Source organism: Pseudomonas sp. H11T01 (assembly GCF_048515765.1).
Classification (GTDB): domain Bacteria; phylum Pseudomonadota; class Gammaproteobacteria; order Pseudomonadales; family Pseudomonadaceae; genus Aquipseudomonas.
In genome coordinates this window covers 182,536-205,736 of sequence record NZ_JBLYED010000004.1, presented here as the reverse complement: position 1 = coordinate 205,736, position 23,201 = coordinate 182,536, and the positions used below count along the sequence as shown (strand labels likewise).

Here is a 23,201-nt window from a genome sequence, read left to right as displayed (position 1 = left end):
GCCCCGGCTCAAGCACGACATCCAGTTCCAGTGGGGGCGGTAGTGAGATCGGAAAGCCCCTTGTCGCCAAGGGGCCGCCCACGTCAGTTACGGATAGTAATGAACGGATCCCACGAGCAGCAGCCAACGATCTGGCAGTCGCGATTCACGATCAGAAAATGGAAGTGGTACGTCACGCTGCCGGTGGAGAGGGTTTCCGAAGACCAGTAATGGTTATCGACTTTCTGGCAGCTGGGCACGGACGGGTTACTGGTATTGGGGACTGCGATGCAGGCGGTAGCCTTGCGCGGCGTGGGTGTCGAGATCAGGTCATTGCCCTGGTTGCCGACGAACTTGTAGAAAATCACCGCGGTTTCGAAGCTCTGCGACAGGCTGGTTTCGCGCCAGCGAATCAGGTCGCCGACCTGAGCCTTCAAATTGAGCTCGCCGCCCGCCTGGCCACTGACCACATTGTTCTGGTTGGTCACCATGTACACATGATTGACGTCGATAAGCGTCGGTGAAGCGGGGTTTTTGCTGATGTTCGGGTAGTTTTTCAGAATGGTTTCAGTGTCGATCGAAACAAGTACATCCGTGACTCGAGACATAGTAAAGCTCCTTTTTCATAGTGAGAGCCTGGTGCTGACCAGGCATTACAACGCTTGATTGCCTTACGGCCGTTGTAACCACACCACTAGCGGAACCCACCGATCACAGAATACGAGCTGGCCTTGCTCCATGCCTAAAAAGTGACGGTCCGGGTTCCTTCCAGCAGGCCGCGATTGGACTATAGATCTCAAAATTGAGCTGTCAAAACAGACGGCTATAAGCTCGACGAATGGTAGGGTAGATGAACAGTTAGCGATAAAAAACCGGCGATCAAGACCGGTTCTTTATGTCTCCACAGTTCTGCAGTCTGCAAAGAAATTCGGGGGCCGTAGATGCTTTAAGTCTTTTTGGTGCTCTATTCGCTGACGTTCAACCCTGCTGCAACACCTTCAGCGCTGCCGAGGCCAGAAACCCCGAGCGGCTTTTCTCTTCTGGATGATGCAGCACGTACTCGTCGATACGGGTCAGTAGATAGCCGGGCAGGGTGATGTTGAGTTTTTGGGCTTTGCCCAGATACTTGGTTACGTCGATATCAACCACAGCCCAGGTGCAGCCTGCGTATTGAGGATTGGCCGCATGAAGGGTGACTTTGTTGGCTGGAGGGATCGGGGCGCCGTCTTCAGCCAGAATTTCGAAGTGCCCTTCGATGGCTTCCCGTGCCATGGCCATGGCATCGTCCAGGTCATCGCCGGCCGAGAAGCAGCCAGGAATATCCGGCACTTCTACGCCCCAGGCGTGTTCATCATCGGCCATTGAAATCGCAATTGGGTAAAGCATGTTCGTTGTCCTCCGCGGACGCTGTGCACCCGGTTCATCAAAGCAGGGTCTGTTTCAAAATGCTGGTGGCCGTCTTTTTCAGTAAGTCTTTTTTCGGATGTGGGATCGTCACCAGCCCGGGCTTTGTTGGATGCTTGAAGTGATGATGACTACCCCTGACCCTGACCCTTACCAGATACCAACCGTCAGCGACGATCTGGCATATTAAAAATCGGCTATCCACATCACCTCCCTGTGGCGTGTGTAGGTGGTTACTATACCTGCTGAAAATCTCTTATCAACACTATAACCACCAAAAAAACTGATGGATGGCGATAAGCGTTAAGGGGGCAAGTGTAGGAAGGTGAGGCGCGATCGTGCGGATCGCGTGGGCTTGGTGTGTTTCTGGATTTTTTCGAGGCCGGGCAGTGATTGCCCGAATGTCAGCCACGGCATACCTTAGCGAGCGCAGGGACAAAGCACGCTTGTCGATGCATCGTGCCAAGCGTGTCTACCCATCAGGACAAAGAACCGAGGAGCGCGCGATGAGTTGGTCTGCCAAGCAATATGTTGCCTTTGAAGATGAGCGCACGCGTCCGGCACGTGATCTGCTGGCCGCTGTACCCACGACCCAAGCCCGTTCCGTCATCGATATCGGATGCGGCCCCGGTAACTCAACTGAGTTGCTGGCGGCGCGCTTTCCGAATGCCAAGGTCCGTGGGCTGGACAGTTCGCTCGACATGATCGAAGCCGCCCGCAAGCGCTTACCGGATGTTCAGTTCGACGCGGTGGCCATCGAAGGGTGGGATGAGCCAGGCCCGTTTGATGTGATTCTGGCCAACGCCGTTCTTCAATGGGTGCCCGACCACACGACCCTGCTGCCGTCTCTTGTGGCCCGGCTCGCTCCGGGTGGCAGTCTGGCCATTCAGATGCCCGATAACCTCAACCAGCCCGCCCACCGCCTGATGCGCGAAACGGCAGCCCAAGGCCCGTGGGCCGACAAACTCGCCGGCGCCGCTGACCAGCGACCGGCGATGGCCGACGCAAACAGCTATTACGGTTTGTTGCGTTCAAGCTGTGCCCGGGTGGACGTGTGGCGCACCACCTACCATCACCCCCTCGCAGGCGCCGCTGCGGTGGTGGAGTGGTTCAAGGGCAGTGGCCTGCGACCCTTTCTTGATCCACTCGACGAGGCTGAACGGGAGGAGTACCTGAGGCGCTACACCGCGTCGATCGAACAGGCGTACCCCGCGTTGGCTGATGGCGGGGTGCTGCTGCCATTTCCACGGCTGTTTATTGTGGCGACGCGGTAAAAAACAGTCGAAGCGCACTCAAATCCCACCCACAAAAAAACCGGCCACGTGGACCGGTTTTTTGTTGTCTCTACATCCCCCGTCAAACCATCGCGACGTTGGATTCAAATGAGTGGAGCGGGTGGCGGGATGATCAGATGACATCCAACTAATTGTTTAATAAAAATTAGATCCACCATCAATAGGGTGGTGAGACCGCATTATGTACTAGGACCCTATGCCCATCAAGTACCCTGAGCTTGCCACCCTGCGCACGGTAAGGAGCATTTCGCACTGCTTAGGTGTGATGGCTCAGTTGACTGAGCAAATCTTCGATGCTGACTAATCGCGGAGGTTTTGAAGGAATTTGGCAGCGCTGCACATTAGTCGGAGAGTCCGCTATAAGAGGCTCATGATCGGCAGAGAACGGCCGATTCTGTTGAAAAAGTCCGCTGCAAGAGTCGCCGTGAAAAACGGTGCAACGGAGATTGAAATCTGCCGAGTTTTGAGCGGCAAACCGGGTCAGATTTTTCGTACCAGCGCACAAATGATGTGCTTTCAAGTCTCAACCTAAGGCTGCAGTGACTACTCCGACTTTTTCAACAGAATCGGCCAAAAGCAGACTCTCAAATAGATCTACGATATTAGGGCCGATTCACGCTGGCCACCTTGAGAAGGTTATACGCTGGGTCACCTGCTCTACTTGATGTAGTTATAGGCGAAATAAAAATGACAGGCCGCAATAGCTTCATCGCTTTGTCGTGCTGATGCTCGCCTTATACAACAATGCCTTGCTCCGGCACGCATTAAGTGCCCATGCCCCCTTGACAGTTTATGCCAAACGTTCGAAAGTGCCTTCTCAACCTACCATTCAAACAACACGGATAAAGTTGGAGATATTATGCCTCATTGCATTATTGAGTGCTCAGCCACTCTGGATGGCGACATGCTTACGTCGAAGGTGCATCAGGGGACACTAGACTCAATGCTTTTCGAACCGGACGGTAGCGATATTAAAGTCCGGGCGCTTACCTATCACAGTTACATTGTAGGCGGCTTTAAGACCGATTTCGTTCATGTAACGGTCAAAATACTTTCTGGGAGATCTTTGTTGCAAAAAGCAGTACTTTCCAAATCGATACAGGCCAAGCTCAGCGAACTTGATTTGGTGTCGTGCTCTATAACTGTTGAGGTTGTTGATATCGAGCGGGCTAGCTATTTGAAGTGGCTCGTTTAATCGACCTTGCTAGGGGGCTAGAGAAACCGGGGCGACTCAACCTGTATCAGGGAGGGTAATAGAGTCAAAATGTAGTGGTCAGCTAATACCGGACATGACGTTAAGTTTTTTCTCGGCCTGAGCGGGCGTTAGCCTGCCATTGAATTGATGAGGCCGTATCGAGTTGTAGCAGTGCATCAAATAATGGCTTATATCCCGTTGGGCCTGCTGAACCGACATATAGCCCACCGATGGTATCCACTCCGTTTTCAAGCTCCGGAAGACACGCTCCATCGGTGAGTTGTCGTAGCAATCCTATGCAAGCCATCGAGTGTAGGGATCGTCTATAGCACCTGGCAGGGAAGAGAGGCTGCAATTGCGAGGGTGGAGATATAGGGTTCGAAGTTTTTGTTTCTGGCCGAAAGCTGCCTGTAGTGAACAGCAGCAATGGGCCGATTGTGTTGAATAAGTCGGCTTCGGTTTTCGGGTAAGAAAAGAACACGTCTGAGATTGAAATCCGCACCGCACGCAGAAGAATCAGGACTCAGATTTTACGTACCAGCGCACAAAAATGACGTTTTCACCGCTCAATGCATTGCCCACTTGGCCAGGTCGACTTTTTCAACACAATCGGCCAGGAGCGGTCGCTGGGATAAAGCTGAAACAACCAAAATCTACTTCCCTTCAAGCTTTCGTTTCAGTCGCCTGAGATCACTATTGACGATCAGCTTATGGGCTAGACCTACCGGCAACATGTAGATGCGCCCAAAGACGTTATGCGTTACGACAGATGATGTGATCGTGAACACACGATCTGTTATCGAAAGGCAAATCATGACATCCAGGTGCCGGTCACGTTCGGTCAGAACCAGCATGTCGGGGGCACTATGCTCCACCAGAAAGAAATCCAGCTGTTCGTCAGCGTGTACTGTCTCTCGCCTAGCGCCGGAGAACCCGCCGATCCGCTTCACGCCGAATAACGAGGAAATCGCGTCCCTCGTTCGGAAAGCTAGCCGCATGAGCAGTCCCGGTTCGGCCGTCATGATGTTCCAAGCGTCAAGAGCGGTGATTTCAACAGGGAGCGGAACCGACCTGCTGTCATAGTAATCAAGATCGGACAGCGCACGCAGAGTGTGAGCAGGTGATGTGGTAGCCAAACATTATCCCTTTCAGTGGCCCGACTGCCATTCCCGATAAAATCGGAAGCTGATCATCATGTAGCCATGCTACGTCATAATTAGCACCAAATATCCCTTAACTGTTCGCTGGGTGAATATCTGCCGGCTACAGGCCGGTATGGTCGCAAGCAGTCCTCAGTGAGCGGCGGCTTTTGGCCCAGAGTGCAATGAAAAGGTGACAGACTTATTTCTCTATCACCAGCCTCGACAGTATGAAAAGGGGACAGATCTATTTTTCATTGCATCTAGGCTGATAGCAAATAAATAAGTCCATCCCCTGTTCATTGCTCATCTCAAAATCATCGATTTTTTGAAATTACACCACTCATGTATTGATTCAAATCGCGAAAATCCTTAATGCTCCAAGCGTGTGGCGGAATCTTTACACCATTCTCTCGCAAAGTTCTTGGAATCAAGTCTCCATTTGGACGAAGTATTATCGATGATACAATAACGCCCGGATAATCATTTAGTCTTTTTTTGAAAGCCGACGTTGTAAGGTCAGGTGTAGGAGGATTGATTTTATTAGCCAATGGTCCTGTTCCTTTGATATCTATTCCGTGGCACATGACACACCTCTGTAAATAGAGGTTTTTCCCATTGACATTGTCCGCGAAAGATAGTGGTGTTTGAATTAGCGATAGAATTCCTAGCGAAGCGATGAATGATATTTTCATTAACATATGGGTTTTGTCTCGTCCGTGAATGCTAGAGGGCGTCTCTACTGAGCTAGCGTTAGTATATCCGAAGCGGCTTTGCCATAGGCAAGAAGTTCTGGGTACGGTAGCTCTTGGCCGTTACCTGCACATTGCTATCGGCAGCTTTGGGTCAACTTCTGCGTTTCATGGTCATGAGCGTGCTGTTCAAATTCGATGGAAATGATTGGTCAGGTCGAACGCAAATTGGTGGGCCGGTCTGTGCAATTACCCAAGCAGCCCACACTTATCGTTGCTGTCAGTAAAAAACACAACTGCTGGCCCTAGTTGTTAGTGGGAAACGGTGCTCTGTCTTCCATGGGGCTCGTTCAACTGCCTGCATCACGTTGGTATCCCATACTCCAGATCAAGTTGGGTGTCGCGCGGGCAATAAAGATGTTTTTGATAGCAGCAGGACTTTTGTTGGGGGTGGCAAAATATCCGTCTCTCTCGCAGCCTGAACTATCTGCCAAGATACGTTGCAGTAATTTGTGTCCTCTCATGCCCCAGCTCACGGCTGATAGTCTGTCGAGCATGAGCGTCTTCAATGCGCTGCGCTGCACTCAATTCCTTGGATGAAAATCCACCCGCTGCTGGTGCCTTCCAACCGGTCAGAGCCTCATAGCGGCTTTGTGCATACCGGTGACGTAGCCCGTGCATATGACTCAGACCCGCTGCCTTGCACTGGCCATCGTAGGTATTGCGCTGTTGGATGTAGTTTTTGTGTGCCGGGATTAATGACCCGGATCCCGCCAGGCGATGCGCTGCCTGTAGCACCTCGCGTTGCTCCGGTGTAGTGATCGGCACAGAACGCTCTCGCCCGCCTTTCGTCCACGAGCCCTTGAGGAGAATGTGATCTCCTTGGTCCGCATAACTTGGCTGGAATTTGATCGCTTCCTCCCGACGTAACCCGAATGCAGACTGCAGTTGAAGGCTCATGCGCGCGTGCATGTCGGTGATTTGGTCAAGGCCTGATCCTAGTTCCCGGGCTTTGCTGATGCTGGTTACGTAGCGCCGGTCAGCCACGCCGAGTTGAGTATTGTCCGCTGGGAGAATGCCGGACTTGCCGATCTTCTCGGCCCACCACCGTAGGTGGGAAAGCCGATTCTTGATGGTGCCAGATGACAGGCCTTCGCTTTGCCAACGATCCAGCAATGCAAGGGCGTGTTTGCCCTTAAGCGAGGAGGCCTTCATCTGCCGGAAACCGGCCTCGCGCAGTTGCCGCGCGGACAGGGCCAATGAGCGCATGCGGTCGGCCTGGGTGTTGTGGCTCCCATCGCGGTTGCGTCGGCAAAGCTGCCGCAAGGTGTAGGTCAAGTCGTCCATATTCCACCATCGGGGTATTGCCAGGTGTTGTTGCGTTTTCCTGAAACTCATTGGTTAGTGTTGGTGCCAACTCGCTAGGCGAGATCCCGTGAGGGCAGGGGGCATGGTGTTCAGGAGACACCAGTGTCTCGAATGAGACGTCTGTCTTGCTTCCTGCAGGAAGACCGGACGGAGAGGGTGAGAGATGAATGGGCTGTTTGCGTCGATGAGTTCTCCAATGAAATGAGTGCGGGAGGAAGGCGGCGGCAATCCTGTGCATTGCACACAGGATCGCCACCTGGGAAAGTGCGCCAGCGGCGCGTAAAGGATTGAATCAGAGAGATTGAATCCGTGAGACAAAGTAGGCTCCGCCCCATGGGTAGGGGTCGGTATGCTGAGGGAGCTTGGCATACCTGGGATGGGTCCCATCCATCCATTCTGGTGGACCAGCCGCTTGCAGGGACCTTGCGCTGTTGGGATGACGACACATGATGCCAGTCGTCTTTTGGCGCTACCCGGTCAATGTAGAGCGGCCATCATCATGTACGCCGCACTCAATAGGATCTTGCGTTGCCCGTATTGTTCGGGGCGTGGGTGGGGCCGTCACTGCGGCTTGCAGTGACGGCCCATCTCGTGGCATCCGAGCCGCGTGACAGTTACGGGCGCTGCAGCAAGCGCGTATTTATCCGCGCCTGCGGCACTGACGCGGCCTTCGGCGTTGTCGGCTCCCTGCGCAGAAGCGGCATGGTCCCCATGCCACGCCTGCACAGGCAGCTTGTGGGCAAAGCTGAGCCAGCGGCATGTACAGATCCTCGCCGGTGGTGCTGGTTATGGGAGTTTGAGGGTGACGCTGAATCCGTCGGTCATTGTGTACTCGGGACGTTGAAGCACTTGAGTGCAGTCTCCAACACATCCAGCGAGTAAAACCGTCAATCGGCCACATGGGTGGCCGATTCTCGCGGTTCACGCGGCAGATGAACTTAGGCAACTCGGTAAGTCGCTCATCACAGAACCGTGGCGGGTAAGGCAGGTTAAGTTGATCTAGCGCGCGGTTCACCGCCAACTCGCCACTCCATTCAAGAAGCCCCGAGACCTCGGGGCTCCGCAAGCGGCCGCTAGCCGTCGGTCTTCACCGGTGGCCATCTAGTCAGCACCTTCTGCACATCATCGACAACCGCCTTGCTCATCGAAGTTAAATGATGCGCCGCCCAGGCGTGGCGGTCACTGTCCTTGGAGTAAGCGGCATCGACGGTCAACAACTTGGCCAAGAAGAGCAAATCCGACACTTGCTCCAAGGCATCCGCGACAGGCACGCCGCGGTTGACTCGAAACAGCGCTTGATCATTGCAGTAGTGAAAAGGTGTAAGGCCGATGGTCGTTAGTCTGGGATTGTCGCTCATAAGCCACCCCCATTCCTTAAGCAGCAGCCAAGATAGAGCGATTTTGTTTTACGAAACGGGGAGTAGTGTTGAGGGAAAAAAGTTGTATCACGCGGTTTAACAGGGTTCAGTCTAGCTCCTTGACGTTAGGAGCCGCCACGTTCGTTCCAAGCGAAGGGGTGGCAGCTGAGCGCAGGTTGGAAACCGGGAGTCAAGGAGACCGGCACGCCCGAAGACGTCCCACGCACAGCCGCCATAACACAAGTTCTTAAAGGCGTAACAAGACGCCAGCTCTTGTGATGGGGTGCTGTTGCGTAACTCCGGGTTTCCAAGCCCGATCGCTGAATTATCAGCGACGTCTAAAGAGTATCCCGATGAAACAAGTGTCAACAAGACGATCAACTGACCGAAAATCAGCTAACGCTCTTTCATACGCAACTCTCAGATTTTGCCTACAAACTAAGCGAGAGTCACCCGCTATCCACAGCTGGGTAGATAAGAAATAGTGCTCCGCAGAACGGACTACAAGATTGGTGATCAGCGATTGACGTCCGACAGATTTTGCCGACTTCGCAGAAAGCGACGCTTAGGGCAGCGGCTGAAACCCGAGAAGGATGATCAATGCTCCAGAATGATCGCGAAAATTTAGAGCTCGATAAACTACTGGTCGAAACCCGAAAATTGTTGGCTGAGACTCGCAAGCTTACGGCCGAAGAAACGAAGCTGAAGCACGAAGCTCTCTGGTACCCATACGCAGTAGGGGCTGGGGTAATGACCGCCATTGTCGCCGTTGTGGGATTTTGGACTAAAATCTGAGCGCCGGTTCGCCACAACACACCAATAACCACCATACATCGCTGGTACTTGAACTTTGCAATAACACGGCTCACATTGCCAGGAACGGTTTGCGGACTCAACACGGCCCGCGACCTCGGAGGAGAAAGAGACATGTCTACACATCGTAGTAATCAAGCAAGCATTGAGCAATTACATCGTGAGGTAGAGGCTTTAGCTGAAGAGATGAGACGCCCGGCCCCGACCACAATCCGCGCTACGTTGTTGCCGTTCAGCATCGGTGCTGCGTTCGCGCTGACCCTGTTTGTTGCCGTCGCTTTTGTCGCAAAGCATCTTTAATTCTCTGTCGGCTCAGATACCCTTTTTCGTGCTATCGGAGGCGCTGAAACAAATTTCATCGCTGTGCGGTCCTTGACTGCCTCCATCCAACTAACGCTTATCGGTAATCTACCGTCCACAACTGATCAAACCGCGTCGTGTAACTCTGACTCATCATTTCCCGCCGCATAGCCCAATCCGGATTGGTCGGCACGCTTGCCGCTCGCAGCGCCCCTCGTCCCTAACGAAGCCTCCCCGCAAAAGAGCGCCGATACGCCACACGTGCATACCGCAGAATTCAGCACCCTGTTCCCCACAACCCTGCCTTTTGGTCAATGCCGCAGAAGGTGAAGACACTCCTCGTTAAGCAGGGCTCGCCTGCCACTCCTTGGCTTCCATCATCTGTGTAGCCAGGTCTCCAGCGCTCATCGAGCCTGACAGTATCTTCCGCATGTTGGCGAGGTGTGGTCGTCCAGCTTCGCGCCACGCCGGTTGCGCAGGTGGCTTCTTGCAGACTTCTGTGCGCACGGGTGCCACAGGCCGGATCTCGTCAGGCTCGTTAGCTGATTGCGCTTTTTTGCGACCTGCCCACAAGCGAAACTCGCCTGCCGATACGCGCTTCACCAAAGCGAAGAAATAGGCGACGACATTGCGCACCGTGCCGCCCTGACTGCGTGCCTGCAGTTCGTCCAGCACATCCTGGCGATGTTGTGACGGCAGCCGACTCAAGGCTGCCAGCACGTCTCTTTGCTGATCTGCCTTGGCGTTGTTCAGGCATGCCGGCAATGCCACTGACGCTGATGGTGTATCGCTTTCCTCACGCGTGTGCGCGCGGTACGTACGTTCTTTTTTATACATATACGTCTTATACGTACTGTCTGGCTCATGTGGCATCTGAGGGGCTTGTTTGGTCTGCTGCGTGACGGTGGTACTGCTCACGGAATCGCTGGATGCGGATATTTGGTTTGCAGGAGGGCGCTTTCTCGATGGCGTCGAGGGTGGCGGCGGGTCATCTTCGTCGTTGCGTTGCTCCTCGGTGGAAATGGAGGCGGCTTTGGGCTCAAGCGTTGACACGATGTGCTTGGCAAGACGATCGAGATGGCTGTTTTTGTGGCCGATGCAGGTCTGCAAAAGCTCTGGCAGGCTAGGGTCAAGAGCACAGGCCTGCTGAAAGTCCAGCGCGCTCTCGTTGACCTGATACAGCACGTTGAGAACACTGTCAGTCAGGGGATCGCAATGCTGCCCTACCAAGCTGATCCAGCCCGTGAGGCGCAGCACGACTACCGTGCGCCAAGCCGTGTCGAACGCGGCGCGCTTTGCCAATGGAGTGCACGAGAGGTAGCTGCGCAACTGCCCCATGCCCGCCAGCGGATAGAGGCCTCCCGCGGAGCGGAGCATGCGCATAACATGCCAGCAATTACGGTCCAGGGGTGTGAGGCGGATATCGATCGTGAGTGAAAGCACCGTGGTGCGCAGAGCGTCTTGGTCCTGCGAGTTCTGGTGAGTGTGTTGGTGTGCCATGAGATGTCTCCGAGGTATGGGCCACGACGGCCTGTTCCCCTGCATCTCATCGCGGTTCACTTAGCAGGGCATTCAACAACACGCTCTGCAACACAACCGTTATGTTCAGCCTTCGTACTGTTTCGGCATCGCCATCAGGATTGATCGGCGATCTCGATGCTCCTAGAAAAGACTTCCGGCGGTCCCCCGCATAGCCCGTGACGCGATCTCTTCCCGAAAAATCGTGTGTTCACGGGCCATTTGCCGACCGGTCGATGTTTAACGTGTGATTCCAGTCCGACCGGCCATGCGTGGCGTCTCAGTGGTCGCTATCCACCTATAGCGGAAGTCCACTCGCTGTCAGCGGTGCACCGGGCTGGGCACACTGAACCACTAACAGGCTGGCAATCTCCTTCATATTTTGTTGCGTCAAGGCATCCAGGGACGATCTCCCTCCCAGATCTTCATCCGGGCGATGCAGCGCATGGTAGATGTCCCAAGTATCCACACCGCGAGGCGTCTGTCGTAGAACCGTTTGAACCAGTTGCCGCTTTAAAGGCTCGAGTTGCCATACAGGCACGCGCTGTCCTTTGTTGCCCAACTGGATGGCGAGCAAATTGCCCGCTTGTATCTCGTAAGTGATCCACCGCCGAGATTTTCCTGCCAGCTTCGCGTAATCGGCCACGACTAGATTGTCCGGGCCCTCAAAAATGTCCAGAAGCGTGAGGCGCTCACGTTGGAGTTCCGACAACGTAGGTTTGGCATATTCAGGTAGTTCTACGGAGGAAAGTCGATGGCTGGCCGGCGCTGCTGTTGGCGGGCTTTGTACTGGGGACGTAACCAGCATGATAGGGACATGTGGGTTTGGTGTGGAAAGGGGAGTGGTGTGCTGGCCCGTAATCGTCGGAACACCTTGCAAATGGATGGTCAAATGGGTGCTGGCGGTCTGGACTTGACCTTGTTCGAACAGATCCAGTCGGTCGGCCCAATCCTGAATCATTAACCTGCGCTGTTCGACGTACTCGGCGTGGTTGTAGGAGGCACTGATGCGGTTGGGATCGGAGTGCGACAACTGCGCATCTACCCAAACCTTGGGATAACCCAGTTCGTTGAGCGCGGTCGACATCGTGGCGCGGATGCCATGCGCGGTTAGCCGGCCATCATAGCCCAGGCGTTTGAGGGCGGTATTGACGGTGTTCTCGCTCATGCGGTTACTGATTCGCGTAACGCCGGGAAACAGGTAAATCTGCGCTGTCTTGAACTGCCCAAGCATGTGACGAGCGATCTCTAGCGCTTGCGCAGAGAGGGGGACGATATAGGGCGGAATGTCAGTGGCGCGCTTGCGCTTTTTGGCGGTCAGCATCTTGCGCTGCTTCAGTGAGGCTACAGGGATAAGCCAGAGTCCCCGGTCCAGATCGAACTGATCTGGTGTGGCGAGGCGCAGCTCACCAGTGCGTACACCTGTCAGCAACAGCAGTCGAATTGCCAGTTGAGTTGTGAGCCTGCCTTGGTACTTGCGCAGGATCTGGAGAAACGGCGGTAGTTCGGTCATGCGCAGAAATGGATTGTGATCAACAGGCGGCAGGGGTATCGCGACAACGTGCAGGTCAATGGCCGGGTGATTCTCCATTCCCTGGACCATGACCATTGCGTAGTCGAATAACTGTTTGAACCATGAGCGTAGTTTTTCGGCGACCGACAGTGCCCCGCGTTTTTCAATGCGACCGATGATTTCCAGCAGAATCGGCCGGGTGATCTCGTAGATGGTCAGGCGCTTGAGCTGGGGGAAAACGTCCTTTTTGAAAACCCGAGGGATGATCGAGAGCGAAGTCTGGCGTCCCTCTTCGAGGGTTAGTCTGCGGTGGTCCAGCCACTTCTCGTAGACCGTCATGAAGGTGTTCTCACCTGCCATCTTGATGGCATTGAGTTTCTGCTTGCGTTCAATACGGGGATTGATGCACTTGGTGACCATCGCTCGTGCCTGATCGCGCAATTCACGGGCGTCGTGCAAGGAGAGCTCGGGATAGCTTCCCAAGGAGATGCGGGTTCGCTTTCCGAGCCATGAATATCGAAAGTGCCAGAGCTTGGAGCCGCCACTCGAGATGAAAAGGGAGAGGCCGTCGGAATCGCTGAGCGTGTATTTTTTGCCAGTGGCTTTGGCCTGGCGGATTTTGAAATCGGTGAGCATGTGTCCAACCCTCAGAATTAGAGTTGGATGCGATGGTCATCCCCCGGGGATGGCTCCTCCAGCAACAATGCGGAACGGGAAAAGACCGCAAGGATGTACCACTTTATGTACCAAATCGGACCGGTAGTCAGTGGAATTCGCTGGATGTCACTGGAATGAAGCTAGGAATAAAACCGTTTCAGCTCAGTGACTTGCATGCGTTCCGTAGACTTGTATAGACGTCCATGGAAAGTCGATGTGGAGCGGGTGGCGGGAATCGAACCCGCGTGATCAGCTTGGGAAGCTGGAGTAATACCATTATACGACACCCGCTCAGAGCGGCTGACTTTGTACCAGATGTGCGCGGGGATTTGAAGTTTTTCTTTGGGGTATTTGCGATTACGGGGTTTTTCGGGGGAGCGGCGGGCAGCATTTAATCGTCGACGGCGGCTGGGGTCAGGCCGGGCGAATGATTGGGGGCAAAGATTTTGAGACCGCTTTGCGGTCTTTCGCGGGCAAGCCACGCTCCCACAGGTATTGCATGATCCTTAGGAGCGCGAGGTTGCCCGCGATGACGCTATTTCAAATTGCCAATGCATGGTGATCCTGGACGAACTGGTAGCGCGGTCGGTTTTCATGTTGGGCCGGTTTCAAGAAGCCCAGCAGAGCGTGGCGGCTGTCTCGGCAGGCGGCTTTGTGTTCCATGTCGAGAAAGTGCCCGGTGGCCTGAATGGTGCTGAAGGTGCTGTGCTGCACGTGGTTGGCGAACAGTTTGGCATCGCCAGCGGCAGTGTATTCGTCCCATTCACCGTTCATGAACAGCACCGGCACGTCGATTTTTTTGGCGGCGTTGAGGTAGCACAGGCGATCGCTGTTGAGCACTTCGTTGATGTGGAAGTGCATCTGCCCGTACTCATGCTCGGCCAGGGTGCTGACGTGGCGGTAGTTGAAGCGCTTGAACAACGACGGCAGGTGTTTGCCGATGGTGTTGTTCACCAGGTTTCCGACCCGGTCGCGATCCAGGCTGCCGAGGTAGTCGACGCCGCGTTCGAGGTACTCAAGCATCGGTTCGTTGATCACTGGGGAGAACGAACTGATCACGGCTTTTTCGATGCGCCGTGGACGATGGGCCAAGGCGACCAATGCCGCGGCGCCACCCCAGGAGAACGACAGCACGTGCTCGGCGGCGAAGTGGTCGATCAGCTCCAGGAGAATCTGCCCCTCAATTTCCTTGGTGAGCATTTTCTCGTGCAGGTTGTGGGCTTTGGACTTGCCCGCGTAGGGCTGGTCGTAAAGCACGACGTTGAATTGCGGGTGCAGGTTTTTCACGGTCTGGGCAAATGACGCAGTGGTGGCCATGGAGCCGTTGACCAGAATGATGGTCTTTTCTGCGGCATCTGCGCGATAGAACTCCGTGTAAACCCGGTACTGACCCTGTATATCCAGCACAGCGATTTCTGGCCTCATGTCGTAAGACTCCTGGCAAGCGGGTATGCGCGCAATAAGATTGCACGAGCTTTGTGACAGGTAGGCATACGCCTGGAATTTTGAAGCCCATGTCGATCCGGTGAAACCTGGTCGACGGGTATTGTTATAGGCGGGCAATCTGCCGGGGGAATGCGGAGCCTGAGGGCTCACTGCCGGCAAAAGGTTTCTTAGAAGTATGTTGATGACTCATCGGTCACATTTTGGCCGACGGTTTGATTCAAGCAGGGTGAGACTCATCCCGCAAGTGCCGTTTGTGAATTGCTCGACAACTTCTGCTGAATGGTCGTGACTCGGCAGCGAGTTTTAGATGTGTTGGATTTCTTCGGCGGTCAGCGGGCGGTACTCGCCGGGTGCGAGGGCGTCGTCGAGCACCAGCGGCCCCATGCGTTCGCGGTGCAGGCGCAGGACCTTGTTGTTGAAGTGGCCAAACATCCGTTTCACCTGGTGATAACGGCCCTCGACGATGCTCAGCCGCGCAGACTTTGGCCCGAGCACGAGCAGTTCGGCCGGTTGGGTGGTGAGGTCTTCGAAGGCGAAGTAGAGGCCTTGGGCGAAGGTCTGCGCGTACTCAGGGGCGATGTCTTGTTCGGTTTCGACGTAGTAGATTTTCGGCAGTTTGGTCTGCGGCTGGGTCAGGCGTCGTGACCAACTGCCGTCGTTGGTGATCAGCATCAGGCCGGTGGTGTTGAAGTCCAGTCGCCCGGCGATGTGCAGTTCGTGTTTGTCCAGCTCATCGATGAGGTCGAGCACGGTCGGATGCTCAGGATCGCTGGTGGCGCTGACGCAGCCCGGCGGTTTGTGCAGCATGAAGTAGCGCGGCGGTTTGCCGGCTTGCAGCACTTCGCCGTCGCACTCGACGCGACTGAACTCGCGCACATCAAAGTGAGGGTCGCTGACTATTTGCCCGTCAACCTTGATCCGCCGTTCGACCAGCAGCAAGCGCACTTGTTTGCGGTTGAAACGGGGCAGGTTGCTGAGGAAACGGTCAACGCGCATGGCTATCGGCAGATCAGAAAAGGGTTGTGCATCTTACGTGATCGGCTTGGTGGCTGCGCCTACAACTGCGCCTCGACTTGCGCGCAGCGCGGGCACAGGCAGGATTGGTCGCGCAGTTCGGCGGGCAGTGCCTGGAGCACTGCCGGGTCGATGCTGACGCCGTAGCACCAGCAGGCTTGGTCAGCGGTTCGCGGATCGACCAGGGTGCAGTCGTTGCTGGCGCCGCAGGCCGGGCAGAGGTCAGGTTTATTCATCGCTTGAGTGAGGCTTTTCCACGCAGGTTCGGTTACGGCCAGTTTGTTTTGCACGGTACATCGCATGGTCGGCGCGCGATAGCAGCAGGTGCAGCGTGTCGTCGGTTTGCAGGGTGGCGAGACCAATGCTGACGGTGACCTGCAGCGCCTGGCCTTCATAGGCATAGCGTTGTTGCTCGATCTGGTGACGGATTTTTTCGGCAATCATCTGACCAGTGGTGCTGTCAGTGTCCTTGAGCAGCACGATGAATTCTTCCCCGCCCCAGCGGCAGACAATGTCTGACTGGCGCAGGCAGCTTTCCAGATCCTGGGCGAAACCGGCCAGCACCTGGTCACCGGCGAGGTGGCCGTAAGTGTCGTTCAAGCGCTTGAAGTGGTCCAGGTCCAGCAGCAAGGCCGTCAGCGGTTTTGGTTCGCGCTGGGCTTCGTGCATGGCCTGGATAGCCAGCAGGTCGAAGCCACGGCGGTTGGGCAGGCCGGTGAGGCTGTCGAGGGTCGCCTGGGCTTCGATCTTGCGCTGGTAGCGGTTGACCACGCGGTTGAGCAGGGCCAGCACGATCAGTGTGACGATCAGGCAGATCAGCAAGTTGAGGTACAGCGACTGGCGGATTTCATTGAGGGCGCTGTCTTCGCGTTTATCGACGAACAGGTACCAATTCAACTCGGGGATGAACCGCACGTTGAGAAAATGCCCCAGACCCTGGGCCGAATACTCATAGCTGCCGCTGCTGGGTTTGGGCAGTTTGGTCAGTAGGTCCTTCATGCTGTCGAGCTCGCTGAGGGTCTGCCCGACCCGTGCGCCTTGCGGCCCGCCTTCAGCGCCGGTGAGCACCAGGCGGCCGAAGGTGTCGACGAAGTACACGCTGCGCTGGTAGCGCTGCTGGTATTTGTCGATCAGCTTGATGACCGCATCGACCGTCAGACCGACGCCGGCGGCACCGATGAACTGGTCTTTGTAGTCGTAGACTTTGTAGTTGATGAAAAAGGTCAGGTTGTCATGGTTGGCCATGTCCGGATCGACGTTGATCTCATACGGCTCGGCCATGTCGCGCACGCGAAAGTACCAGGTGTCACGGGGTTCCTTGGCGCTGATTTTTTTCAGTACACCCTTGGCGTGGTAGTAGGTCAGGCTGCTGTTGGAAACGAAGAACGCAGTGTAGGCATCGTAGTGGGTCATGACCTCGTTGAGGTAACGGGTCATTTGCTCGGGGTCGCGTTCGCCGGCGACTACCCAATCGCGCATGAAGGTGTCGCGGGCCATCATCGAGGAAATCAGGATCGGCCGGACCAGGTCTTTCTGAATCTCCGAGTAGACCGTGTCGGAAGTCAGCGGCAACTCGGTATTGACGATATTGTCGCGAATCGACGCCCGCGAGGCGTAGTAACTGAGCAGTGAAGTGGCGAGGAAACCACAGCCCAGCAGCGCGATGAGCGTGAGCACCAACGAGCGTTGCGAATACAGTGCAGAGCGAAGCAGCATAGCGATTCCGTTGGCAGAGGCCGGGTGGGGGCATTCTAATGGCACGGCACGGAAATAACTGCTTCATTTGCAGGGGTATTCGGACTGCTAACAGTCAAAACTTGATCGTTCCCACGCGCAGCAAAGGAATGCCGCCATGGACGCTCTGCGTCCGCTGTGGATGTGACGCGCAGCGTCACGGGATGCATTCCCACGCGGGAGCGTGGGAACGATCATGTGGTCAACTGCGGCTTTGCAGATACGCCCGCCATCCGCCCAGATGGCTAATATTCTTTGCGCCGTCCAGTCCATAGGATTCACAGATAAACCCGCTTTCCCAGCGTCCGTCGGCAAGCTGCACTTTGCCCAACCCGAGCGGCGCCGCAATCCCGGTCAGAAACGAACCCAACTCACTGCTCGGCAACTCCCAGACCTCCACCGCAATCGCCATCCCTCCTTCAGCCACGCGCACCATACCCGGGCGAAACGGTGGGCCGCCGGCCAGAGCGTAGAGTTGGTAGTGCGGCGAACTTTGAGTGGTTTCAACCAGACGACCACCGCGTTGCTTGAGTTGCCAGTTCAGCGCCAGTCCATCCAGATGCGCACCGCACACCACCAGCCGGGCGCGATCGTTGCGGGCCGGATGGGTAGGGGCGGGTAAGGTCGAGCCTTGTTGACGTTGCAGCGCATCGGCCACGCTCAGCAGGTACTGGTCGGTAAACGCCCGGCCAAACAGCGTCACGCCCCACGGCAAACCATTGCTCATGAAACCGCTGGGTACGGCGACGGCGGCGTAGTCCAGCAGGTTCATGAAGTTGGTGTAATAGCCGAGTTCGGAGTTGCGCAACACCGGCTCCGCCTCAAGTTCCGCCAGGGTCACGGGGCGGCCGATGGTCGGGGTCAGTACGCAGTCGAGGTTTTCCAGTGCCTGGTCGCACAGGGCTTTCAAGGCTTGCAGACGGTACTGGGCGCGGAAGGTTTGCACGCCATCGACTGCCGGCGCCTTGGCCAGCACAGCGCGGATTACCGGCAGTACGGCTTCGGGGTTTTGTTCCATTAACTCGCCGGCCACGCTGTAACGCTCGGCCACCCACGGCCCTTCATACAGCAAGCGGGCGGCTTCGAGGAATGGTGACATGTCGAGTTCCACCGCTTCACCGCCAAGTCCCTTGAGCCGATCAATAGCGTCACCGAACAGCAAGGGACCTTCCTCGCAGCCGAAGAATTGCAGGTCCTCAACTCGCGGCACGCCGAAGCGAAACGGTCGCGGTGTGCCGAAGGCCGAGCCGTCATTCCACAACGGGTTGATGCGGCTGTACTCATCACGCGGATCGAGCTGCGCGGTCAGGGCCAGCAACTGGCTGGCTTCGCGAGCGGTCGCCGTAAAGGTTGTCACGCAATCCAGGGTGCGACAGGCCGGGACTACGCCCGCGGTGGAGATCAAACCTTTGGTGGCCTTTAAACCCAACAGATTATTCAACGCCGCCGGCACTCGGCCGGAACCAGCGGTATCAGTGCCCAAAGCAAAACTTGCGACCCCGAGTGCCACCGCCAACGAAGAACCGGCACTGGAACCCCCCGACGGATATTCCGGCAATACGCTGTTCGGGCATGCGCCATAGGGCGAACGACTGCCATTGAGGCCAGTGGCGAATTGGTCGAGGTTGGTCTTGCCCAGCGGGATCGCGCCGAGGGCCAGCAACTGCTCGACGATAGTCGCCGAACGCTGCGGTACATAGGCGAAGGCCGGGCAGGCGGCAGTGGTGGGAATGCCCGCCAGGTCGATGTTGTCCTTGATCGCGAACGGCACGCCGTACAGCGGCAAACTGTCGATGTCGCGGCCGTCCAGCGCGGCAAGGTAGGGCTCCAGTTCGGCGAGGCTGAGCAAGTGGATAAACAGGTGATAGTCCGGATTCAGCGCTGCGGCTTTTTCCCGCAAGCCTGGCAGCAGTTGCCGAGGCGTGGTGCTGCCGGTGCGGTAGGCGGCGCGCAGGGTGTCGAGTTGCAGATTGATAGTCATCGTTTAAGTCCTTCTTTAAATGAGATCAGTCGAGTTCCAGCACCACGACTCGCTGCCCGGCACGCACCGCAGAACCGGGTTGCACGCGGATTTCCCGGACGACACCGGCCATGGGCGCGAGCACCGGGATTTCCATCTTCATCGACTCCAGAATCACCAGCACATCACCGGCGGCGACCCGGCTGCCGGTTTCTACCTGAACCTGCCAGAGGTTGCCGGCGATGTGGCTGTCGACGCTCTGCTGGCCACTTTCCAGCGGCGCGTCTTCGGCCTGTTCGGGCACCTGTTCTTCGCTGTCGAAATGCGCCTGGCCGCTGGCGATCCAGCGCTCGCGCTCGGCGTTGAAAGCGCTCTGTTGCTGCTGACGGAACGCGGCGATGCTCTCGGCTTCCTGGGTCAGAAAGGCTTGGTAATCGGCAAGCTTGAGCTGGCTCTGTTCGATGCTCAGCTCAAAGCGCCCCAGCGGAAAATCACGACGAATCTGCAACAACTCATCGGCACTCACCGGGTAGAAGCGGATCTGGTCGAAGAAGCGCAGCAACCAGGGTTTGCCGTCGAACGCCGCGACTTCGCGGTAGCGGTTCCACATCTGCAAGGTGCGGCCGACGAACTGATAACCGCCGGGGCCTTCCATGCCGTACACACACATGTAGGCGCCACCGATGCCCACCGAGTTTTCGGCGGTCCAGGTCCGCGCCGGGTTGTACTTCGTGGTCACCAAACGGTGCCGTGGATCGAGCGGGGTGGCGACCGGCGCACCGAGGTAGACGTCACCCAGCCCCATCACCAGATAGCTGGCGTCGAACACCGTGCGTTGCACTTCGTCGAGGTTGGGCAGGTCGTTGATGCGGCGGATGAACTCCAGATTGCTTGGGCACCAGGGCGCGTCCTTGCGCACCGTGGTCATGTACTTCTCGATGGCCAACTGGCAGGCCGGGTCGTCCCAGGACAGCGGCAGGTGGACGATGCGCGACGGCACTTGCAGGTCTTTGGCGGCGCACACGGCATCCCATTCGCCGGCGACGATGCCGAGCAAATCGGCCAGCGGCAGTTGCTCGGGTTGGTAGTGCACTTGCAGCGAACGGATACCAGGCGTCAGGTCTATCACGCCGTGCAGGGCCTTGGCTTCCAGTGCTTGCATCAGCGCGTGGCCGCGGAAACGCAGCACCAGATCCAGCTCGGGGGCGCCGATTTCCAATAGCAGATGGGTGTCGCCAGAGAGACGTGCGACGAGGCGGGTGTCGTCCTGGCCCAGATCCAAAACGACAGGCGACACAATCTCGTGTGGGAGTGGGCTTGCCCACGAAGAAGTTGATGCGGTGTCTCGTCTGGCCCCTTCGCGGGCAAGTCGGATCGCCGCACCGTCGCTCCCACAGGAATCACCCTCAAGTTTGAGTGCGCGGGCCGTCTGTAGATTGACGGGGGAGAACTGCACCTTGTCCCCAGCCTTCAGCTGCCCCAACTGCCACAAATCCGCCTCAATCACCGTCACCGGGCACACAAACCCACCCAGGCTTGGGCCGTCGGGGCCGAGGATCACCGGCATGTCACCGGTGAAATCCACCGCGCCGATGGCGTACGGGTTGTCGTGAATATTCGATGGGTGCAGCCCGGCCTCACCACCATCAGCGCGGACCCATTCTGGCTTCGGCCCGATCAGCCGTACGCCGGTGCGACTGGAGTTGAAGTGGACTTCCCATTGGGTGGCGAAGAAGGTCTGGATGTAGCGTTCAGTGAAATATTCCGGCGCGCCGTGGGGCCCGTAGATCACCCGAACTTGTCGCACGGACGGCAACTCGACGACCTGTTCATCCGGCAGCGTTTCCCCCGCACGGTGGTCGCTCAACGGGCAAAGGTGCAGCACATCCCCGGCCCGCAAGGCACGGCCGCCGTGACCGCCGAATTGGCCGAGGGTGAAGGTGCTTTTGCTACCCAGATAGTCCGGCACTTGCAGACCGCCGCGCAGGCACAAATAGCTGCGTGCGCCGGCGCCGGCAATGGTGCCCAGGCTCAAGGTGGCGCCTGCCGGGGCCGACAGGCTGGTGTTCATTGGCACGGGTTGGCCGTTCAACGTCAGCGGAATGACAGCGCCGGTCACCGCCACCATGGCCTCGCAGTTGAAGCGCAGCAAGGGCCCGCTCATGGTGATTTCCAGGGCCGCAAAACCCTCTTCATTGCCCAGCAGGCGATTGCCCAAACGCAGTGCTCGGCTGTCCATCGGTCCTGATGGCGGCACACCGACCGCCCAATAGCCGAGGCGACCGGGGTAGTCTTGCACGCTGGTCTGGGTCCCGGCGCTGAGCACTTCGAAGGTGTTGGCCTGGTAGACCAGACCTTCGAGGCAACGGGTCCAGGGCTGGCCGCTGGCGAACGGCGCATCGAGCAGAATCTGCCGCAGGTAATCGCGGTTGGTTTCCACGCCATACAGCAGGCTGTCGCCCAAGGCTTGATGCAGATCAGCGCGGGCCTGTTCGCGGGTCGGTGCCCAACTGATGAGCTTGGCAATCATCGGATCGAAGTACGGCGGGATTTCGCAACCGGCCTCGACCCAAGTGTCGATGCGCAGCTGTTTGCCGTCGGCGGTAGGGAAGTTCACAGCGGTCAGCAGGCCGGGGCTCGGCTGGAAATCCCGGCCCGGGTCTTCAGCATACAATCGTGCCTGTATCGCATGACCTTCGGGTTTCAATGCTTGGCTCAGTTCACTCAACGGTGGCAGATCACCGGCCGCCAGTTGCACCATCCAGCGCACCAGATCGACACCCCATACTTGTTCGGTGACGCCGTGCTCGACCTGCAAGCGGGTGTTCACTTCCAAAAAGTAGAATCGCTGAGCGTCGCTGTCGAAGACGAATTCCACCGTGCCAGCGCTGCGGTAATTCACCGCTTTTGCCAGTTTGATCGCAGCCGCGCATAGCGCTTCGGCCATGCCGTCGGGCAGGTTCGGCGCAGGGGTTTCTTCGAGGACTTTCTGGTTGCGCCGTTGCACCGAGCAGTCGCGCACACCGAGGGCGATCACTTCGCCCTGGCCGTCACCGAACACCTGAACTTCCAGGTGTCGGGCGCGCTGGATGTACTTCTCGATAAACACTCCGGCGTCGCTGAAGTTGTTCTGCCCGAGGCGTTTCACCGCGTCGAAGGATTCGCTCAAATCCACCGCGCTGCGGCACACGCGCATGCCGATGCCGCCACCGCCGGCGGTGCTTTTGAGCATCACCGGATAGCCGACCTGATCACCTGCAATCAATGCGGCGTCGAGGCTGTCGAGCAACTCGGTGCCTTCCAGCATCGGCACGCCGTGCTGCTTGGCCAAGGCGCGGGCGGTGTGTTTGAGGCCAAACATTCGCAGCTGTTCTGGCGTCGGCCCGACGAAAGCGATATTGGCCGCTTCGCAGGCTTCGGCGAACGCGGCGTTTTCCGAGAGGAAACCGTAGCCGGGATGAATCGCCGTGGCGCCTGAGGCTTTGGCGATGGCGAGGACTTTTTCCACTGCCAGATAGGTGCCCGAGGCGGCGCCTTCGCCGAGGCTGTGGGCTTCGTCGGCGTGCAGGATGTGCAGGCTGGCGGCATCGGCTTCGGAGTACACAGCAACGCCCTTGACCTGCAATTCACGCAAGGTCCGCAGAATGCGACAAGCAATGGCGCCACGGTTGGCGATCAACAGTTTTTCGAACATGGCAAAACCCCTGGAGGCTGATGGCAGCTCAGCCCCGACCTGGGATGCGGGCCGTCCCGCAGTTTTCGATGTGTGCCAGGGTCGTCCCGGGTCACTGTGCGATCGCTTTCGCGGGCAAGCCC

General features: G+C 57.1%; 19 protein-coding genes, 1 tRNA gene and 2 pseudogenes. 4 read left to right on the top strand and 18 right to left on the bottom strand.

What is annotated here, in order from left to right:
• Positions 1–83: 83 nt before the first annotated feature.
• The 3 genes from ACN1C3_RS07180 to ACN1C3_RS07170 form a co-directional block, all read right to left on the bottom strand.
• Positions 84–587, bottom strand: coding sequence for an inclusion body family protein (locus tag ACN1C3_RS07180; protein WP_419115111.1), 504 nt, complete (start codon positions 585–587; stop codon positions 84–86).
• 370 nt (positions 588–957) lie between these two features.
• Positions 958–1,365 carry a type II toxin-antitoxin system HicB family antitoxin gene (locus ACN1C3_RS07175; protein WP_419115110.1) on the bottom strand — a complete coding sequence of 136 codons (408 nt, stop codon included), beginning with the start codon at positions 1,363–1,365 and terminating at the stop codon, positions 958–960.
• Positions 1,366–1,402: 37 nt separating this feature from the next.
• Positions 1,403–1,588, bottom strand: a complete 186-nt coding sequence (locus ACN1C3_RS07170; protein ID WP_419115109.1) for a type II toxin-antitoxin system HicA family toxin — start codon at positions 1,586–1,588, stop codon at positions 1,403–1,405.
• A 301-nt stretch (positions 1,589–1,889) separates the two neighbouring features.
• On the opposite strand from ACN1C3_RS07170, the gene tam reads away from it, so the two are divergent.
• Positions 1,890–2,657 (top strand): trans-aconitate 2-methyltransferase, encoded by a 768-nt coding sequence (gene tam, locus ACN1C3_RS07165; RefSeq protein WP_419115108.1) that lies wholly within the window; start codon positions 1,890–1,892, stop codon positions 2,655–2,657.
• 880 nt (positions 2,658–3,537) lie between these two features.
• The gene (locus tag ACN1C3_RS07160; RefSeq protein ID WP_419115107.1) at positions 3,538–3,873 is read left to right on the top strand and encodes a 5-carboxymethyl-2-hydroxymuconate Delta-isomerase; all 336 of its coding nucleotides are present in this window, start codon (positions 3,538–3,540) and stop codon (positions 3,871–3,873) included.
• Positions 3,874–3,951: 78 nt separating this feature from the next.
• On the opposite strand, the pseudogene ACN1C3_RS07155 reads toward ACN1C3_RS07160, so the two are convergent.
• The 5 genes and pseudogenes from ACN1C3_RS07155 to ACN1C3_RS07135 all read right to left on the bottom strand — a co-directional run.
• A pseudogene (locus ACN1C3_RS07155) lies at positions 3,952–4,167 on the bottom strand (integrase core domain-containing protein); the annotation flags it as partial.
• Positions 4,168–4,526: 359 nt separating this feature from the next.
• Complete coding sequence (locus ACN1C3_RS07150) at positions 4,527–5,009, bottom strand: DUF2867 domain-containing protein (protein WP_419115106.1); 483 nt, start codon at positions 5,007–5,009, stop codon at positions 4,527–4,529.
• A gap of 320 nt (positions 5,010–5,329) precedes the next feature.
• Entirely contained in the window at positions 5,330–5,707 is a 378-nt protein-coding gene (locus ACN1C3_RS07145) for a c-type cytochrome (RefSeq protein ID WP_419115261.1), read from the bottom strand.
• A 480-nt stretch (positions 5,708–6,187) separates the two neighbouring features.
• On the bottom strand, positions 6,188–7,051 hold the full coding sequence (locus ACN1C3_RS07140) for an integrase domain-containing protein (protein ID WP_419115105.1): 864 nt from the start codon (positions 7,049–7,051) through the stop codon (positions 6,188–6,190).
• A gap of 1,094 nt (positions 7,052–8,145) precedes the next feature.
• Positions 8,146–8,430, bottom strand: a complete 285-nt coding sequence (locus ACN1C3_RS07135; protein ID WP_419115104.1) for a DUF3077 domain-containing protein — start codon at positions 8,428–8,430, stop codon at positions 8,146–8,148.
• Positions 8,431–9,030: 600 nt separating this feature from the next.
• Between ACN1C3_RS07135 and ACN1C3_RS07130 the strand changes: the two genes are divergently transcribed.
• Positions 9,031–9,225 (top strand): hypothetical protein, encoded by a 195-nt coding sequence (locus ACN1C3_RS07130; protein WP_419115103.1) that lies wholly within the window; start codon positions 9,031–9,033, stop codon positions 9,223–9,225.
• Positions 9,226–9,357: 132 nt separating this feature from the next.
• The gene (locus ACN1C3_RS07125; RefSeq protein ID WP_419115102.1) at positions 9,358–9,543 is read left to right on the top strand and encodes a hypothetical protein; all 186 of its coding nucleotides are present in this window, start codon (positions 9,358–9,360) and stop codon (positions 9,541–9,543) included.
• A gap of 97 nt (positions 9,544–9,640) precedes the next feature.
• Here ACN1C3_RS07125 and ACN1C3_RS07120 read toward each other — a convergent pair.
• The 10 genes and pseudogenes from ACN1C3_RS07120 to uca form a co-directional block, all read right to left on the bottom strand.
• A pseudogene (locus ACN1C3_RS07120) lies at positions 9,641–9,763 on the bottom strand (DUF4113 domain-containing protein); the annotation flags it as partial.
• 122 nt (positions 9,764–9,885) lie between these two features.
• The gene (locus ACN1C3_RS07115; RefSeq protein ID WP_419115101.1) at positions 9,886–11,043 is read right to left on the bottom strand and encodes an STY4528 family pathogenicity island replication protein; all 1,158 of its coding nucleotides are present in this window, start codon (positions 11,041–11,043) and stop codon (positions 9,886–9,888) included.
• A 316-nt stretch (positions 11,044–11,359) separates the two neighbouring features.
• A complete protein-coding gene (locus tag ACN1C3_RS07110; protein ID WP_419115100.1) occupies positions 11,360–13,210 on the bottom strand; it encodes a tyrosine-type recombinase/integrase in 1,851 nt (616 codons plus the stop codon).
• A gap of 238 nt (positions 13,211–13,448) precedes the next feature.
• Positions 13,449–13,522 (bottom strand) — tRNA-Gly (locus ACN1C3_RS07105).
• A gap of 249 nt (positions 13,523–13,771) precedes the next feature.
• Positions 13,772–14,656 carry an alpha/beta fold hydrolase gene (locus ACN1C3_RS07100; RefSeq protein WP_419115099.1) on the bottom strand — a complete coding sequence of 295 codons (885 nt, stop codon included), beginning with the start codon at positions 14,654–14,656 and terminating at the stop codon, positions 13,772–13,774.
• A gap of 324 nt (positions 14,657–14,980) precedes the next feature.
• Positions 14,981–15,673 carry a pseudouridine synthase gene (locus tag ACN1C3_RS07095; RefSeq protein ID WP_419115098.1) on the bottom strand — a complete coding sequence of 231 codons (693 nt, stop codon included), beginning with the start codon at positions 15,671–15,673 and terminating at the stop codon, positions 14,981–14,983.
• 59 nt (positions 15,674–15,732) lie between these two features.
• The gene (locus ACN1C3_RS07090) at positions 15,733–15,927 is read right to left on the bottom strand and encodes a cysteine-rich CWC family protein (RefSeq protein ID WP_419115097.1); all 195 of its coding nucleotides are present in this window, start codon (positions 15,925–15,927) and stop codon (positions 15,733–15,735) included.
• Positions 15,920–17,407 (bottom strand): diguanylate cyclase domain-containing protein, encoded by a 1,488-nt coding sequence (locus ACN1C3_RS07085; RefSeq protein WP_419115096.1) that lies wholly within the window; start codon positions 17,405–17,407, stop codon positions 15,920–15,922. Before ACN1C3_RS07085 ends, ACN1C3_RS07090 begins: the two co-directional genes overlap by 8 nt.
• A 220-nt stretch (positions 17,408–17,627) precedes the next feature.
• On the bottom strand, positions 17,628–19,406 hold the full coding sequence (atzF, locus tag ACN1C3_RS07080; RefSeq protein WP_419115095.1) for an allophanate hydrolase: 1,779 nt from the start codon (positions 19,404–19,406) through the stop codon (positions 17,628–17,630).
• Positions 19,407–19,431: 25 nt separating this feature from the next.
• Entirely contained in the window at positions 19,432–23,079 is a 3,648-nt protein-coding gene (uca, locus tag ACN1C3_RS07075; protein WP_419115094.1) for an urea carboxylase, read from the bottom strand.
• Positions 23,080–23,201 lie beyond the last annotated feature (122 nt).

Bases quoted from the DNA above. Each gene is read 5' to 3' on its own strand.
- ACN1C3_RS07180 (WP_419115111.1), bottom strand. From the start codon at position 587: ATGTCTCGAGTCACGGATGTACTTGTTTCGATCGACACTGAAACCATT.
- ACN1C3_RS07175 (WP_419115110.1), bottom strand. From the start codon at position 1,365: ATGCTTTACCCAATTGCGATTTCAATGGCCGATGATGAACACGCCTGG.
- tam (WP_419115108.1), top strand. From the start codon at position 1,890: ATGAGTTGGTCTGCCAAGCAATATGTTGCCTTTGAAGATGAGCGCACG.
- ACN1C3_RS07160 (WP_419115107.1), top strand. From the start codon at position 3,538: ATGCCTCATTGCATTATTGAGTGCTCAGCCACTCTGGATGGCGACATG.
- ACN1C3_RS07145 (WP_419115261.1), bottom strand. From the start codon at position 5,707: ATGAAAATATCATTCATCGCTTCGCTAGGAATTCTATCGCTAATTCAA.
- ACN1C3_RS07140 (WP_419115105.1), bottom strand. From the start codon at position 7,051: ATGGACGACTTGACCTACACCTTGCGGCAGCTTTGCCGACGCAACCGC.
- ACN1C3_RS07135 (WP_419115104.1), bottom strand. From the start codon at position 8,430: ATGAGCGACAATCCCAGACTAACGACCATCGGCCTTACACCTTTTCAC.
- ACN1C3_RS07130 (WP_419115103.1), top strand. From the start codon at position 9,031: ATGCTCCAGAATGATCGCGAAAATTTAGAGCTCGATAAACTACTGGTC.
- ACN1C3_RS07125 (WP_419115102.1), top strand. From the start codon at position 9,358: ATGTCTACACATCGTAGTAATCAAGCAAGCATTGAGCAATTACATCGT.
- ACN1C3_RS07115 (WP_419115101.1), bottom strand. From the start codon at position 11,043: ATGGCACACCAACACACTCACCAGAACTCGCAGGACCAAGACGCTCTG.
- ACN1C3_RS07110 (WP_419115100.1), bottom strand. From the start codon at position 13,210: ATGCTCACCGATTTCAAAATCCGCCAGGCCAAAGCCACTGGCAAAAAA.
- ACN1C3_RS07100 (WP_419115099.1), bottom strand. From the start codon at position 14,656: ATGAGGCCAGAAATCGCTGTGCTGGATATACAGGGTCAGTACCGGGTT.
- ACN1C3_RS07095 (WP_419115098.1), bottom strand. From the start codon at position 15,673: ATGCGCGTTGACCGTTTCCTCAGCAACCTGCCCCGTTTCAACCGCAAA.
- ACN1C3_RS07090 (WP_419115097.1), bottom strand. From the start codon at position 15,927: ATGAATAAACCTGACCTCTGCCCGGCCTGCGGCGCCAGCAACGACTGC.
- ACN1C3_RS07085 (WP_419115096.1), bottom strand. From the start codon at position 17,407: ATGCTGCTTCGCTCTGCACTGTATTCGCAACGCTCGTTGGTGCTCACG.
- atzF (WP_419115095.1), bottom strand. From the start codon at position 19,406: ATGACTATCAATCTGCAACTCGACACCCTGCGCGCCGCCTACCGCACC.
- uca (WP_419115094.1), bottom strand. From the start codon at position 23,079: ATGTTCGAAAAACTGTTGATCGCCAACCGTGGCGCCATTGCTTGTCGC.